The sequence below is a fragment of the Pseudomonas cremoricolorata DSM 17059 = NBRC 16634 genome, from assembly GCF_000425745.1.
GTDB classification, from domain to species: domain Bacteria; phylum Pseudomonadota; class Gammaproteobacteria; order Pseudomonadales; family Pseudomonadaceae; genus Aquipseudomonas; species Aquipseudomonas cremoricolorata.
Window position 1 is genome coordinate 184,625 of the sequence record NZ_AUEA01000002.1, and the last position, 15,693, is coordinate 200,317.

13 protein-coding genes are annotated in these 15,693 nt (G+C 63.7%); all 13 read left to right on the forward strand.

The features are described from left to right. Nucleotides 1–655 precede the first annotated feature (655 nt). The 13 genes from H618_RS0103295 to nuoN all read left to right on the forward strand — a co-directional run bounded on the left by H618_RS0103295 (nt 656) and on the right by nuoN (nt 15,636). Nucleotides 656–1,069, forward strand: coding sequence for an NADH-quinone oxidoreductase subunit A (locus H618_RS0103295; protein ID WP_028693710.1), 414 nt, complete (start codon nt 656–658; stop codon nt 1,067–1,069). Between the two features lie 10 nt (nt 1,070–1,079). Beyond that, complete coding sequence (locus tag H618_RS0103300) at nt 1,080–1,757, forward strand: NuoB/complex I 20 kDa subunit family protein (protein ID WP_012313769.1); 678 nt, start codon at nt 1,080–1,082, stop codon at nt 1,755–1,757. Nucleotides 1,758–1,835: 78 nt separating this feature from the next. After that, complete coding sequence (nuoC, locus tag H618_RS0103305) at nt 1,836–3,617, forward strand: NADH-quinone oxidoreductase subunit C/D (RefSeq protein WP_028693711.1); 1,782 nt, start codon at nt 1,836–1,838, stop codon at nt 3,615–3,617. A 2-nt stretch (nt 3,618–3,619) separates the two neighbouring features. Then, complete coding sequence (gene nuoE / locus H618_RS0103310) at nt 3,620–4,117, forward strand: NADH-quinone oxidoreductase subunit NuoE (protein WP_028693712.1); 498 nt, start codon at nt 3,620–3,622, stop codon at nt 4,115–4,117. Then, complete coding sequence (gene nuoF, locus H618_RS0103315) at nt 4,114–5,493, forward strand: NADH-quinone oxidoreductase subunit NuoF (protein ID WP_028693713.1); 1,380 nt, start codon at nt 4,114–4,116, stop codon at nt 5,491–5,493. The genes nuoE and nuoF overlap by 4 nt, the downstream gene beginning before the upstream one ends. 132 nt (nt 5,494–5,625) lie before the next feature. After that, nucleotides 5,626–8,340, forward strand: a complete 2,715-nt coding sequence (nuoG, locus tag H618_RS0103320) for an NADH-quinone oxidoreductase subunit NuoG (protein ID WP_028693714.1) — start codon at nt 5,626–5,628, stop codon at nt 8,338–8,340. Beyond that, nucleotides 8,337–9,344, forward strand: a complete 1,008-nt coding sequence (nuoH, locus tag H618_RS0103325; RefSeq protein ID WP_028693715.1) for an NADH-quinone oxidoreductase subunit NuoH — start codon at nt 8,337–8,339, stop codon at nt 9,342–9,344. The genes nuoG and nuoH overlap by 4 nt, the downstream gene beginning before the upstream one ends. 11 nt (nt 9,345–9,355) lie before the next feature. Then, nucleotides 9,356–9,904, forward strand: a complete 549-nt coding sequence (gene nuoI, locus H618_RS0103330; RefSeq protein ID WP_028693716.1) for an NADH-quinone oxidoreductase subunit NuoI — start codon at nt 9,356–9,358, stop codon at nt 9,902–9,904. Between the two features lie 10 nt (nt 9,905–9,914). Beyond that, on the forward strand, nt 9,915–10,415 hold the full coding sequence (nuoJ, locus tag H618_RS0103335) for an NADH-quinone oxidoreductase subunit J (RefSeq protein WP_028693717.1): 501 nt from the start codon (nt 9,915–9,917) through the stop codon (nt 10,413–10,415). A gap of 3 nt (nt 10,416–10,418) precedes the next feature. Beyond that, nucleotides 10,419–10,727 carry an NADH-quinone oxidoreductase subunit NuoK gene (gene nuoK, locus H618_RS0103340; protein ID WP_008096201.1) on the forward strand — a complete coding sequence of 103 codons (309 nt, stop codon included), beginning with the start codon at nt 10,419–10,421 and terminating at the stop codon, nt 10,725–10,727. Beyond that, nucleotides 10,724–12,577, forward strand: coding sequence for an NADH-quinone oxidoreductase subunit L (gene nuoL, locus H618_RS0103345; RefSeq protein ID WP_028693718.1), 1,854 nt, complete (start codon nt 10,724–10,726; stop codon nt 12,575–12,577). Before nuoK ends, nuoL begins: the two co-directional genes overlap by 4 nt. A 49-nt stretch (nt 12,578–12,626) precedes the next feature. Next, nucleotides 12,627–14,159 (forward strand): NADH-quinone oxidoreductase subunit M, encoded by a 1,533-nt coding sequence (nuoM, locus tag H618_RS0103350; RefSeq protein ID WP_028693719.1) that lies wholly within the window; start codon nt 12,627–12,629, stop codon nt 14,157–14,159. A 7-nt stretch (nt 14,160–14,166) separates the two neighbouring features. After that, nucleotides 14,167–15,636: an NADH-quinone oxidoreductase subunit NuoN gene (nuoN, locus tag H618_RS0103355; protein WP_028693720.1), complete on the forward strand. Its 1,470-nt coding sequence runs from the start codon at nt 14,167–14,169 to the stop codon at nt 15,634–15,636. Nucleotides 15,637–15,693: the final 57 nt, after the last annotated feature.

Consider the following 15,693-nt stretch of genomic DNA (forward strand, 5'->3'; position numbering starts at 1 on the left):
CCGGCAATCATCGAGGCCCGGACCGCGCCAGCGCTCCGGGCCTCGTGCTGTGTGCGCAAGGTCATGGGCCGTACGACAACGGCGCACGCGCTCGGGCTTGCCGAATCGATCCGTGCGCACAGGGAAATACGGGCTATGCTTGGCAGACAATAAAGAAGCAAGGACGGTTACATGTCCCGCTCACTGGCCTGCGCACCTGCACCCCTTCGCACCGAGACGGCAGTCCGTCGTCGATTCATTGATCCAGCACCGCGCACCCCAGCCCATTTTTGCGTACAACAGTCGGCTGCCTGCACGTTCAGCGTGAGGCTCGTTGATGCGCAGTTAGTGCATTAAAGACCAACTAAAACGATCAGGCTTATTTAGATGATAGTAATTATCATTACAAACAAGACGAACGTTACCGGAAACAATAAACACAATTGAGAGAAGTGCGCGAATGCCCGAAATTCAAGGGCTTCAGCGAGTTAAGAGCGATTTTTGTTCTTAATCCTACGAATAAATTTGCCTGGGTAAATTTACTTGCATAGGGTTTACCCATAAAATCAGCCGGATTGATCCAGCTGCGACATTTGGTCACTGCGCCTGCGACACCACGTCGCCGCTTTAATTATTTTCAGAACGCAGAGCCTGGGCTCTGTATAAGGACTTGAGCATGCCCGATTCGACAGGACTGATCGCCCACAACTGGGGCCTGGCCATCTTCCTTCTCGGTGTCGTCGGCCTGTGTGCCTTCATGCTCGGTCTTTCCAGCCTGCTGGGCAGCAAGGCCTGGGGCCGGGCCAAGAACGAGCCGTTCGAGTCCGGCATGCTGCCCACCGGCAGCGCCCGTCTGCGCCTGTCCGCCAAATTCTATCTGGTCGCGATGCTGTTCGTGATCTTCGACATCGAAGCCCTCTTTCTCTTTGCCTGGTCTGTGTCCGTCCGCGAAAGCGGCTGGACCGGATTCGTCGAAGCACTCGTTTTCATAGCAATTCTGTTGGCAGGTCTTGTCTACCTATGGCGTGTGGGGGCCCTTGACTGGGCGCCGGAAGCACGCCGCAAGCGGCAAGCGAAGCTGAAACAATGAGGCTTTGGCAATGCAATACAATCTCACCAGAATCGATCCGGACGCGCCTAACGAGCAGTATCCGGTCGGCGAGCGGGAAACCGTAACCGACCAGCTGCTGGAAGATCAGGTCCACAAGAACATCTACATGGGGAAACTCGAGGATGTTCTGCGGGGCGCGGTCAACTGGGGTCGCAAGAACTCCCTGTGGCCGTACAACTTCGGCCTTTCCTGCTGCTACGTGGAAATGACCACGGCCTTCACGGCACCCCACGACATCGCCCGCTTCGGCGCCGAAGTCATCCGGGCCTCGCCGCGTCAGGCCGACTTCATGGTCATCGCCGGCACCTGCTTCATCAAGATGGCGCCGATCATCCAGCGCCTGTACGAGCAGATGCTCGAGCCGAAATGGGTCATCTCCATGGGTTCGTGCGCCAATTCCGGCGGCATGTACGACATCTACTCGGTCGTTCAGGGGGTCGACAAGTTCCTCCCCGTGGACGTCTACGTGCCGGGCTGCCCGCCTCGCCCCGAAGCCTTCCTGCAAGGGCTGATGCTGTTGCAGGAGTCGATCGGGCAAGAGCGTCGCCCGCTGTCCTGGGTGGTGGGCGATCAAGGCATCTACCGTGCCGAGATGCCTGCCCAGAAGGACCTGCGCCGCGAACAGCGAATCGCGGTAACCAACCTGCGCAGCCCCGACGAAGTCTGATCCAGCGACCTGCCGCCCGCTCCCCTGGAGCCGGCGGCCTGGCTTCATTCTCTACGTTGACCGAAAGCGACCGAGACCATGACAGCGGACACCGCTATTTACATTCCGCCTTACAAGGCTGACGACCAGGATGTGGTCGTCGAACTGCACAATCGCTTTGGCGCCGACGCCTTCGTCGCCCAGGAAACCCGTACCGGCATGCCGGTGCTGTGGGTCAAGCGTGCCCAGCTCAAGGAAATCCTGAGCTTCCTGCGCAATGTCGCCAAGCCCTACAGCATGCTGTACGACCTGCACGGCGTCGACGAGCGCCTGCGCACCCAGCGCCGCGGCCTGCCTGCCGCCGATTTCAGCGTGTTCTACCACCTGCTCTCGGTAGAACGTAACAGCGACGTGATGATCAAGGTCTCGCTCAGCGAGGGCGACCTGAACCTGCCATCCGTGACCGGCATCTGGCCCAACGCCAACTGGTACGAGCGCGAAGTGTGGGACATGTTCGGCATCGATTTCGCCGGCCACCCGCACCTGAGCCGCATCATGATGCCGCCGACCTGGGAAGGTCACCCGCTGCGCAAGGACTACCCGGCGCGCGCCACCGAGTTCGACCCCTACAGCCTGACCCTGGCCAAGCAGCAGCTCGAAGAAGAGTCGGCGCGCTTCAACCCCGAGGCCTGGGGCATGAAGCGCCAGGGTGCCAACGAGGACTACATGTTCCTCAACCTGGGCCCCAACCACCCGTCCGCGCACGGTGCGTTCCGTATCGTGCTGCAACTGGACGGCGAAGAGATCGTCGACTGCGTGCCCGACATCGGCTACCACCACCGTGGCGCCGAGAAAATGGCCGAGCGCCAGTCGTGGCACAGCTTCATTCCCTATACCGACCGTATCGACTACCTCGGTGGGGTGATGAACAACCTGCCGTACGTGTTGGCGGTAGAGAAGCTGGCCGGTATCCAGGTGCCGCAGAAGGTCGACGTGATTCGCATCATGCTCGCCGAATTCTTCCGTATCACCAGCCACCTGCTGTTCCTGGGTACCTATATTCAGGACGTCGGCGCCATGACCCCGGTGTTCTTCACCTTCACCGACCGTCAGCGCGCCTACACCGTGATCGAAGCCATCACCGGTTTCCGCCTGCACCCGGCCTGGTACCGCATCGGCGGCGTCGCCCACGACCTGCCACGCGGCTGGGACAAGCTGGTCAAGGACTTCGTCGACTGGCTGCCCAAGCGCCTCGACGAGTACACCAAGGCTGCCCTGCAGAACAGCATCCTCAAGGGCCGGACCATCGGCGTTGCCGCCTACAACACCAAGGAAGCGCTGGAATGGGGCACCACCGGTGCCGGCCTGCGCTCCACCGGTTGCGACTTCGACCTGCGCAAGGCGCGCCCGTACTCGGGCTACGAGAACTTCGAATTCGAAGTGCCGCTGGCGCACAACGGCGATGCCTACGACCGCTGCATGGTCCGCGTCGAAGAGATGCGCCAGAGCATCCGCATCATCGACCAGTGCCTGCGCAACATGCCAGAAGGCCCGTACAAGGCGGACCACCCGCTGACCACGCCGCCGCCCAAAGAGCGCACCCTGCAGCACATCGAGACCTTGATCACGCACTTCCTGCAAGTCTCGTGGGGCCCGGTCATGCCGGCCAACGAGTCGTTCCAGATGATCGAAGCGACCAAGGGCATCAACAGTTACTACCTGACGAGCGACGGCGGCACCATGAGCTACCGCACCCGTATCCGCACCCCGAGCTACCCGCACCTGCAGCAGATCCCCTCGGTGATCAAAGGCAGCATGGTCGCCGACCTCATTGCGTATCTGGGCAGTATCGACTTCGTTATGGCTGACGTGGACCGCTAAGCATGAACAGCACGCTTATCCAGACTGACCGCTTCGCCCTGAGCGAAGCCGAGCGCTCGGCCATCGAGCACGAGATGCACCACTACGAAGATCCGCGCGCGGCCTCCATCGAAGCGCTGAAGATCGTGCAGAAGGCCCGTGGCTGGGTGCCCGATGGCGCGATCCACGCCATCGGCGAGGTGCTCGGTATTCCGGCCAGCGACGTCGAAGGTGTCGCCACCTTCTACAGCCAGATCTTCCGCCAGCCGGTCGGTCGCCACATCATCCGCGTCTGCGACAGCATGGTCTGCTACATCGGCGGCCATGAATCGGTGGTCGGCCAGATCCAGAGCGAACTGGGCATCGGCCTGGGCCAGACCACCGCAGACGGGCGTTTCACCCTGCTGCCGGTGTGCTGCCTGGGCAACTGCGACAAGGCCCCGGCGCTGATGATCGACGACGACACCTTCGGCGACGTGCAACCTGCCGGCGTCGCCAAACTGCTGGAGGGTTACGCATGACCATCACTTCCTTCGGCCCGGCCAACCGTATCGCGCGTGCAGCCGAAACCCATCCGCTGACCTGGCGCCTGCGTGACGACGGCGAGCCGGTGTGGCTTGCCGAGTACGAGTCGAAGAACGGCTACGTCGCCGCGCGTACCGCGCTGGCGCAGATGGCCCCCGACGACATCGTGCAGAGCGTCAAGGACTCCGGCCTCAAGGGCCGTGGCGGCGCAGGCTTCCCCACTGGCGTGAAGTGGGGCCTGATGCCCAAAGATGAATCCATGAACATCCGCTACCTGCTGTGCAACGCGGATGAAATGGAACCCAACACCTGGAAAGACCGCATGCTGATGGAGCAACAGCCCCATCTGCTGATCGAAGGCATGCTGATCAGCGCCCGCGCGCTCAAGGCCTATCGCGGCTACATCTTCCTGCGTGGCGAATACACCGCCGCGGCGAAGAACCTCAACCGCGCCATCGATGAAGCCAAGGCCGCGGGCCTGCTGGGCAAGAACATCCTCGGTTCGGGCTTTGACTTCGAGCTGTTCGTCCACACCGGCGCCGGTCGCTACATCTGTGGCGAAGAAACCGCGCTGATCAACTCCCTCGAAGGCCGCCGCGCCAACCCGCGTTCCAAGCCGCCCTTCCCTGCCGCCGTCGGCGTGTGGGGCAAGCCGACCTGCGTCAACAACGTCGAGACCCTGTGCAACGTGCCGGCCATCGTCGCCAACGGCAACGACTGGTACAAGTCCCTGGCCCGCGCCGGCAGTGAAGACCACGGCACCAAGCTGATGGGCTTCTCCGGCAAGGTGAAGAACCCTGGCCTGTGGGAGCTGCCGTTCGGCGTCACCGCCCGCGAGCTGTTCGAAGACTACGCCGGCGGCATGCGCGATGGCTTCAGGCTCAAGTGCTGGCAGCCGGGCGGCGCCGGTACCGGCTTCCTGCTGCCCGAGCACCTCGACGCCCAGATGTATGCCGGCGGCATCGCCAAGGTCGGCACGCGCATGGGTACGGGCCTGGCGATGGCGGTCGATGATTCGATCAACATGGTTTCGCTGCTGCGCAACATGGAAGAGTTCTTCGCCCGTGAGTCGTGCGGCTGGTGCACACCGTGCCGCGACGGCCTGCCGTGGAGCGTGAAGATGCTGCGCGCCCTGGAAAAAGGCCAGGGCCGCGCCGAGGACATCGAGACCCTGCTGGGTCTGGTCAACTTCCTCGGCCCTGGCCGCACCTTCTGCGCTCACGCACCCGGTGCCGTCGAGCCGTTGGGCAGTGCGATCAAATACTTCCGCGAAGAGTTCGAGGCCGGTGTCGCGCCTGCAGCTGCAGGCGCCACCTTGAGCCCGAACCTGGCCAAACCCGTGCCGGCCGGTCCGGTCGTGGTCGGCGCATAACAAGATGAACAGCGGGTGGTCCGTGCCATCCGCTCGCCTGCAGGCCGACCCGAGCTTCTCGAGGCAGGCCGCAGGCACACCGATTTCCATTAGCCACGCCTGCTCACGCGGGCCAACGAAGAACTTTGAACCATGGCCACTATCCACGTAGACGGCAAAGCGCTCGAAGTCAACGGTGCGGACAACCTGTTACAGGCCTGTCTGTCGCTTGGCCTCGACATCCCTTATTTCTGCTGGCACCCGGCGCTCGGTAGCGTCGGCGCCTGCCGCCAGTGCGCGGTCAAGCAGTACACCGACGAGAACGACACCCGCGGTCGTATCGTCATGTCGTGCATGACCCCCGCCTCCGACGGCACCTGGATCTCCATTGAAGACGACGAATCCAAGGCGTTTCGCGCCAGCGTCGTCGAATGGCTGATGACCAACCACCCGCACGACTGCCCGGTGTGCGAGGAAGGCGGTCACTGCCACCTGCAAGACATGACGGTGATGACCGGCCACAACGAGCGCCGTTATCGCTTCACCAAACGCACCCACCAGAACCAGGACCTCGGCCCGTTCATCGCCCACGAGATGAACCGCTGCATCGCCTGCTACCGCTGCGTGCGCTACTACAAGGACTACGCCGGCGGCACCGACCTGGGCGTCTATGGCGCCCACGACAACGTGTACTTCGGCCGCGTCGAAGACGGCGTGCTGGAAAGCGAGTTCTCCGGCAACCTCACCGAGGTCTGCCCGACCGGCGTGTTCACCGACAAGACCCACTCCGAGCGCTACAACCGCAAGTGGGACATGCAGTTCGCCCCAAGCATCTGCCATGGCTGCTCGAGCGGCTGCAACATCAGCCCCGGCGAGCGCTACGGCGAGCTGCGGCGCATCGAGAACCGTTTCAACGGTTCGGTGAACCAGTATTTCCTCTGTGACCGTGGCCGCTTCGGCTATGGCTACGTCAACCGCAAGGATCGTCCGCGCCAGCCGCTGCTGGCCGATGGCAGCAAGCTTGGCCTCGACGCCGCGTTGGACAAGGCCGCCGACCTGCTGCGCGGTCGCACCATCGTCGGCATCGGTTCGCCACGCGCGAGCCTTGAAAGCAACTACGGCCTGCGTGAACTGGTCGGCGCCGAGTACTTCTACTCAGGCATCGAAGCCGGCGAACTGGCGCGCGTGCGCCTGGTGCTGGAGGTGCTCAACAACAGCCCGCTGCCAGTGCCGACCCTGCGCGACATCGAAGACCACGACGCCGTATTCGTACTCGGCGAAGACCTCACCCAGACCGCAGCCCGCGTCGCCCTGGCCGTGCGCCAGGCCACCAAAGGCAAGGCCGAGGCCATGGCCGAAGCCATGAAGGTCCAGCCGTGGCTGGATGCGGCGGTGAAGAACATCGGTCAGCACGCGCTGTACCCGCTGTTCATCGCCTCGCTGGCCGAGACCAAGCTCGACGACGTCGCCGAAGAATGCGTACATGCAGCACCGGCCGACCTCGCCCGCCTGGGCTTTGCCGTGGCCCACGCCATCGACCCGAGCGCGCCTGCGGTGATCAACCTGGACGATGAGGCCAAGGCCCTTGCCCAGCGCATCGCCGACGCGTTGGTAGCGGCGCAACGTCCCCTGGTGGTCGCCGGCACTTCGCTGGCCGATCCGGCACTGATCGAAGCGGCGGCGAACATCGCCAAGGCGCTGAAACTTCGCGAGAAAAACGGCTCGCTGAGCCTGGTGGTGCCTGAGGCCAACAGCTTAGGGATGGCCATGTTCGGGGGCGACAGCGCCGACGCGGCGCTGGACGCGGTGATCGACGGCAAGGCCGACGCCATCGTGGTGCTGGAGAACGACCTCTACGCCCGCCTGCCGGCGGCCAAGGTCGATGCGGCCCTGGCTGCGGCCAAGGTGGTGATCGTTGCCGACCACAGCAAGACCGCCACCAGCGATCGTGCGCACCTGGTATTGCCGGCGGCCTCGTTCGCCGAAGGCGACGGCACCCTGGTCAGCCAGGAAGGCCGCGCGCAACGCTTCTTCCAGGTGTTCGACCCGCAATACCTGGACAGCAGCATCCAGATCCACGAAGGCTGGCGCTGGCTGCATGCCCTTCGCGCCACGCTGCTGAACAAGCCGGTGGACTGGACCCAGCTCGACCACGTCACCCAGGCCTGCGCGCAGGTTTCGCCGCAACTGGCTGGCATCGTCGACGCCGCGCCAAGCGCTGCCTTCCGCATCAAGGGCATGAAGCTTGCCCGTGAGCCGCTGCGCTATTCCGGGCGTACCGCCATGCGCGCCGACATCAGCGTGCACGAGCCGCGCACTCCGCAAGACAAAGACACCGCATTCGCCTTCTCCATGGAAGGCTATTCGGGGTCGGCCGAACCGCGCCAGCAGGTGCCGTTCGCCTGGTCGCCGGGCTGGAACTCGCCCCAGGCGTGGAACAAGTTTCAGGATGAAGTCGGTGGTCACCTGCGTGCCGGCGATCCGGGCGTGCGCCTGATCGAAACCCAGGGTGATCGCCTGGGCTGGTTCAGCGCCATTCCGGGTGCCTACAACCCGGCCCGTGGCACCTGGAAAGTGGTGCCGCTGTTCCACCTGTTCGGCAGCGAAGAGAACTCCTCGCGCGCCGCCCCGGTGCAGTCGCGCATCCCGCAAGCCTACGTCGCCCTGGCCAAGTCCGAAGCCGACCGCCTCGGGGTCAACGATGGCGCCCTGCTGAGCTTTACCGCAGGCGGCCAGTCGCTGCGCCTGCCGCTGCGTATCGTTGCTGAGCTGGGCGCTGGCCTGGTTGCCCTGCCGAAGGGCCTGGACGGGATTCCGCCGGCGATCTTCGGCGCCACCGTCGAAGGCCTGCAGGAGGCAGCACAATGAGTTGGTTCACCCCCGAAGTGATCGATGTGATCCTCAGCGTCGTCCGGGCCATCGTGGTGCTGCTCGCCGTGGTCGTCTGCGGCGCGCTGCTCAGCTTCGTCGAGCGCCGTCTGCTGGGCTGGTGGCAAGACCGCTACGGCCCGAACCGGGTCGGCCCGTTCGGCATGTTCCAGATCGCTGCCGACATGCTGAAGATGTTCTTCAAGGAAGACTGGAACCCACCCTTCGTCGACCGCTTCATCTTCACCCTGGCGCCGGTGGTGGCGATGAGCGCCCTGCTGATCGCCTTCGCGGTGATTCCGATCACCCCGCTGTGGGGCGTCGCGGACCTGAACATCGGCCTGCTGTTCTTCTTCGCCATGGCCGGTCTTTCGGTCTACGCGGTGCTGTTCGCCGGCTGGGCCTCGAACAACAAGTACGCCCTGCTCGGCAGCCTGCGGGCTTCGGCGCAGACCGTGTCGTACGAAGTGTTCCTGGGTCTTGCACTGATGGGCGTGGTGGTGCAAGTGGGCTCGTTCAACATGCGCGACATCGTCGAGTACCAGGCGCAGAACCTGTGGTTCATCATTCCGCAGTTCTTCGGCTTCTGTACCTTCTTCATCGCCGGCGTCGCCGTGACTCACCGTCACCCCTTCGACCAGCCGGAAGCGGAGCAGGAACTGGCCGACGGCTACCACATCGAGTATGCCGGCATGAAGTGGGGCATGTTCTTCGTCGGTGAGTACATCGGCATCATCCTGGTGTCGGCGCTGCTGGTGACGCTGTTCTTCGGTGGCTGGCATGGCCCGTTCGATCTGCTGCCGCAGGTGCCGTTCCTGTGGTTCGCGCTGAAGACCGCGTTCTTCATCATGCTGTTCATCCTGCTGCGCGCCTCGATTCCGCGCCCGCGCTATGACCAGGTGATGGATTTCAGCTGGAAATTCTGCCTGCCGCTGACCCTGATCAATTTGCTGGTGACCGCTGCGATCGTGCTCTACAACACACCAGCCGTCGCGGCCCAGTGAGGATTTGACCCATGTTCAAATATATCGGCCACATCGTTAAGGGCACCGGCACCCAGCTGCGCAGCCTGGCGATGGTGTTCTCCCACGGGTTTCGCAAGCGCGACACCCTGCAGTACCCCGAAGAACCCGTGTACCTGCCGCCGCGCTACCGCGGCCGTATCGTCCTGACCCGTGACCCCGACGGCGAAGAGCGCTGCGTGGCCTGCAACCTGTGCGCCGTGGCCTGTCCGGTCGGCTGCATTTCGCTGCAGAAGGCCGAGACCGACGACGGTCGCTGGTACCCCGAGTTCTTCCGCATCAACTTCTCACGCTGCATCTTCTGCGGCCTGTGCGAGGAAGCGTGCCCGACCACCGCGATCCAGCTGACGCCGGATTTCGAAATGGCCGAGTTCAAACGTCAGGACCTGGTGTACGAGAAGGAAGATCTGCTGATCTCCGGCCCAGGCAAGAACCCTGACTACAACTTCTACCGTGTTGCCGGGATGGCGATCGCTGGCAAGCCGAAAGGCGCCGCGCAGAACGAAGCCGAGCCGATCAACGTGAAGAGCTTGCTCCCATAAGGACAGAAAGATGGAATTCGCGTTCTACTTCGCATCCGGGATCGCCGTGGTCTCCACCCTTCGGGTGGTGACCGGGACCAACCCCGTGCATGCGCTGCTGTACCTGATCATTTCGCTGATCTCCGTGGCGATGATTTTCTTCTCCCTCGGCGCCCCGTTCGCAGGAGCCTTGGAAGTGATCGCCTACGCCGGCGCCATCATGGTGCTGTTCGTCTTCGTGGTGATGATGCTCAACCTGGGCCCGGCCTCGGTCGCGCAGGAGCGCGGCTGGCTCAAGCCTGGCATCTGGGCGGGGCCGGTGCTGCTCGCGGCACTGCTGCTCGGCGAACTGCTCTACGTGCTGTTCGCGACCTCGAGCGGTGCCGGCATCAGCGGCACCACCGTCGACGCCAAGGCCGTGGGCATCAGCCTGTTCGGGCCTTACCTGCTGGTGGTCGAGCTGGCCTCGATGCTGCTGCTCGCTGCAGCGGTCACCGCCTTCCACCTGGGCCGCAACGAGGCGAAGGAGTAAATCATGGGTGCTATCCCTCTCGAGCATGGTCTGGCGGTCGCCGGCATCCTGTTCTGTCTAGGACTGGTCGGCCTCATGGTCCGGCGCAACATTCTCTTCGTGCTCATGAGCCTGGAAGTCATGATGAACGCCTCTGCCCTGGCGTTCATCGTCGCCGGCGCGCGTTGGGTACAACCCGACGGCCAGGTGATGTTCATCCTGGTGATCAGCCTGGCAGCCGCCGAGGCCAGTATCGGCCTGGCGATCCTGCTGCAGCTGTATCGCCGCTTCCACACTCTCGACATCGATGCTGCCAGTGAGATGCGCGGATGAACCTTCTCTTCCTGACTTTCGTCTTTCCCCTGATCGGCTTCCTGCTGCTGTCGTTCTCCCGCGGGCGGTTCTCCGAGAACCTTTCCGCGCTGATCGGCGTGGGCTCGGTCGGTCTTTCGGCCGCCGTCGCCGCCTACGTGATCTGGCAGTTCAACATCGCGCCGCCTGAAGGCGGTGCGTACAGCCAGGTGCTGTGGCAGTGGATGTCGGTGGATGGCTTCGCGCCGAGCTTCACCCTGTACCTGGATGGCCTGTCGGTCACCATGCTCGGGGTGGTCACCGGTGTGGGCTTCCTGATTCACCTGTTCGCCTCGTGGTACATGCGCGGCGAGAGCGGCTATTCGCGCTTCTTCTCCTACACCAACCTGTTCATCGCCAGCATGTTGTTCCTGATCCTGGGCGACAACCTGCTGTTCATCTACTTCGGTTGGGAAGGCGTGGGCCTGTGCTCGTACCTGTTGATCGGCTTCTACTACAGCAACCGCAACAACGGTAACGCGGCGCTCAAGGCGTTCATCGTCACGCGCATCGGCGACGTGTTCATGGCCATCGGCCTGTTCATTCTGTTCGCCCAGCTCGGCACCTTGAACGTGCAGGAGCTGCTGGTACTGGCGCCGCAGAAATTCCAGGCCGGTGATACCTGGATGGTGCTGGCGACCTTGATGCTGCTGGGCGGTGCGGTCGGTAAGTCGGCGCAGCTGCCGCTGCAGACCTGGCTGGCAGACGCCATGGCCGGCCCGACTCCGGTTTCGGCACTGATCCACGCCGCGACCATGGTCACCGCCGGTGTCTACCTGATCGCGCGCACCAATGGCCTGTTCCTGCTGGCCCCGGACATCCTTCACCTGGTGGGTGTGGTCGGCGGTGTGACCTTGGTGCTGGCCGGCTTCGCCGCGCTGGTGCAGACCGACATCAAGCGTATCCTCGCCTACTCGACCATGAGCCAGATCGGCTACATGTTCCTGGCCCTGGGCGTCGGTGCCTGGGAAGCGGCGATCTTCCACCTGATGACCCACGCCTTCTTCAAGGCGCTGCTGTTCCTTGCCTCCGGTTCGGTGATCAACGCCTGCCACCACGAGCAGAACATCTTCAAGATGGGCGGACTGTGGAAGAAGCTGCCATTGGCCTATGCCAGCTTCCTGGTGGGTGGCGCGGCGCTGGCGGCCTTGCCGATCATCACCGTGGGCTTCTATTCCAAGGACGAAATCCTCTGGGAGGCCTTCGCCAGCGGCAACAGCAACCTGCTCTACGCCGGCCTGGTCGGTGCGTTCATGACCTCGCTGTACACCTTCCGCCTGATCTTCATCGCCTTCCACGGCGAAGCCAAGACCGAAGCCCACGCCGGCCATGGCCTGGCCCATGGCCTGCCGCTGTGCGTGCTGATCGTGCTGTCGACCTTCATCGGCGCCTGGATCCATCCGCCGCTGGCTGGCGTGTTGCCACAAAGCGCCGGGCACGCCGGTGGCGAAGCCCAGCACAGCCTGGAAATCGCCTCGGGCGCCATCGCCATCGCCGGTATCCTGCTGGCGGCGATGCTGTTCCTGGGCAAGCGCCGTCTGGTCAGCGCCATCGCCAACAGCGGCATCGGCCGCTTCCTGTCGGCCTGGTGGTATGCCGCATGGGGCTTCGACTGGCTGTACGACAAGCTGTTCGTCAAGCCGTACCTGCTGATCTGCCATGTCCTGCGCAAGGACCCGGTCGACCGCACCATCGGTCTGATCCCGCGTCTGGCGCGCGGCGGACACGTGGCCATGAGCAAGACCGAGACCGGCCAGCTGCGCTGGTACACCGCCTCCATCGCCCTGGGCGCCGTACTGGTGCTTGGCGCTGTCCTGGTGGCCGCGGTATGACCCTGACTCTTGCGAACCTTGCGACTCTGCGAAAGGAAACGAACCCGTCATGATTCTGCCTTGGCTGATCCTGATTCCCTTCATCGGCGGCCTTCTGTGCTGGCTGGGCGAGCGCTTCGGCGCCACCCTGCCACGCTGGATCGCGTTGCTGACCATGTCCCTGCTGCTCGGCATCGGCCTGTGGCTGTGGGCTCACGGCGACTACACCCTCGCCCCCGCTCCGGGCGCTGAACCGGCCTGGGCACTGGAATTCAAGGTCCAGTGGATCCAGCGCTTCGGCATCAGCCTGCACCTGGCCCTCGACGGCCTGTCGCTGCTGATGATCCTGCTCACCGGCCTGCTCGGTGTGCTGTCGGTGCTGTGCTCGTGGAACGAGATCCAGCGCCACGTCGGCTTCTTCCACCTCAACCTGATGTGGATTCTGGGCGGCGTGGTCGGGGTATTCCTGGCCCTGGACCTGTTCCTGTTCTTCTTCTTCTGGGAAATGATGCTGGTGCCGATGTACTTCCTCATCGCGCTCTGGGGTCACAGTTCGGCAGACGGCAAGAAGACCCGCATCTATGCGGCGACCAAGTTCTTCATCTTCACCCAGGCCAGCGGCCTGATCATGCTGGTGGCGATCCTGGGTCTGGTGCTGGTCAACTACAACAGCACCGGGGTCATCACCTTCAACTACAGCGACCTGCTCAAGGCCGAGCTGCCTGCCGGTGTCGAGTACCTGCTGATGCTGGGCTTCTTCATCGCCTTCGCGGTGAAGCTGCCGGTGGTGCCGTTCCACTCCTGGCTGCCCGATGCCCACGCCCAGGCGCCCACTGCCGGCTCCGTGGACCTGGCCGGTATCCTGCTGAAAACCGCCGCCTACGGCCTGCTGCGTTTCGCCCTGCCGCTGTTCCCCAACGCCTCGGCCGAGTTCGCGCCGATCGCCATGACCCTGGGCCTGATCGGCATCTTCTACGGCGCCTTCCTGGCCTTCGCGCAGACCGACATCAAGCGCCTGATCGCCTTCTCCAGCGTCTCGCACATGGGCTTCGTGCTGATCGGTATCTACTCCGGCAGCCAGCAGGCCCTGCAAGGCGCGGTGATCCAGATGCTCGCCCACGGTGTTTCGGCCGCCGCGCTGTTCATCCTCAGCGGTCAGTTGTACGAGCGTCTGCACACCCGTGACATGCGACAAATGGGCGGGGTCTGGCACCGTATCGCCTACCTGCCTGCCATCAGCCTGTTCTTCGCCGCCGCATCCCTGGGTCTGCCGGGCACCGGCAACTTCGTCGGCGAGTTCCTGATCCTGATCGGCAGCTTCGCCCACGTGCCATGGATCACCGTGATTGCCACCACCGGCCTGGTATTCGGCTCGGTGTACTCGCTGATCATGATTCACCGCGCCTACTTCGGCCCGGCCAAGTCGGACACCGTTCTGGCCGGCATGGATGGCCGCGAGCTGACCATGGTGCTGGGCCTGGCGGTCCTGCTGATCGTGCTTGGCGTGTACCCACAGCCGTTCCTCGATACCTCTGCCGCCACCATGAGCGGTGTGCAGCAATGGCTCGGTTCCGCTTTCACTCAACTCGCTTCGGCCCGGTAAGAGCGCTATGGAATTCACCACTCAACACTTCATCGCACTGGCGCCGATGCTGATCACCACCGTGACCACGGTGGTGGTGATGCTGGCGATCGCCTGGAAGCGCAATCACTCGCAGACCTTCCTGCTCTCGACCATCGGCCTGAACCTAGCCCTGCTGTCGATCATCCCGGCCATGAAGGTCGCGCCACTGGCAGTGACTGGCCTGATCACCATCGACTACTTCGCCTGTCTGTACATGGCGCTGATGCTGGTGGCGACGCTTGCGTGCGTCACCCTGGCCCACGCCTATCTTGGCGAAGGTGCCACCGGCTACCCGGGCAACCGTGAAGAGCTGTACCTGCTGCTGCTGATGTCGGCCCTGGGCGGCTTGGTGCTGGTCAGCGCCAACCACCTGGCCGGGTTGTTCATCGGTCTGGAGCTGCTGTCGGTGCCGGTCTACGGCTTGGTGGCCTATGCCTTCTTCAACAAGCGTTCGCTGGAAGCCGGCATCAAGTACATGGTGCTGTCGGCTGCCGGCTCGGCCTTCCTGCTGTTCGGCATGGCGCTGCTCTATGCCGACGCCGGCAGCCTGAGCTTCGACGGTATCGGCAAGGCCCTGGCCAGCACCGGCATGCCCAGCCTGCTGGCGCAACTGGGCCTGGGCATGATGCTGGTAGGCCTGGCCTTCAAGCTGTCGCTGGTGCCCTTCCACCTGTGGACCCCGGACGTCTACGAAGGCGCTCCGGCACCCGTGGCGGCGTTCCTCGCCACGGCCAGCAAGGTGGCGGTGTTCGCCGTCGTCGTGCGCCTGTTCATGCTCTCCCCTGCGGCCAGCAGCGGCGTGCTGAGTACTGTCCTGGCAGTGATTGCGGTAGCCTCGATTCTGGTCGGCAACCTGCTGGCGCTGACCCAGAGCAACCTCAAGCGTCTGCTGGGTTATTCGTCGATCGCCCACTTCGGCTACCTGCTGATCGCCCTGGTGGCGAGCAAAGGTCTGGCAATGGAGGCCATGGGCGTGTACCTGGTCACTTACGTGATCACAAGCCTGGGCGCCTTCGGCGTCATCACCCTGATGTCCTCGCCTTACGCCGGTCGCGACGCCGATGCGCTGTACGAGTACCGCGGCCTGTTCTGGCGTCGTCCGTACCTGACCGCAGTGCTGACCGTGATGATGCTGTCGCTGGCGGGCATTCCGCTGACCGCAGGCTTCATCGGCAAGTTCTACATCATCGCCACCGGCGTCGAGTCGCAACTGTGGTGGCTGGTCGGCGCACTGGTGATCGGCAGCGCCATTGGCGTGTATTACTACCTGCGAGTGATGGTCACGCTGTACCTGGCCGAACCGAACCTGCGTCGCCATGATGCGCCGCTGAAGTGGGAACAGCGCACTGGTGGCGTCATGCTGCTGGCGATCGCCATTCTTGCCTTCGTGCTCGGCGTCTACCCGCAGCCTCTGCTGGATCTGGTGCAACACGCAGGTCTGCCGCTGCTGGGCTGATCCTGGTACCGCGCAACGAAAACACCCCGCCTTGGCGGGGTGTTTTGTTTCCTGCAG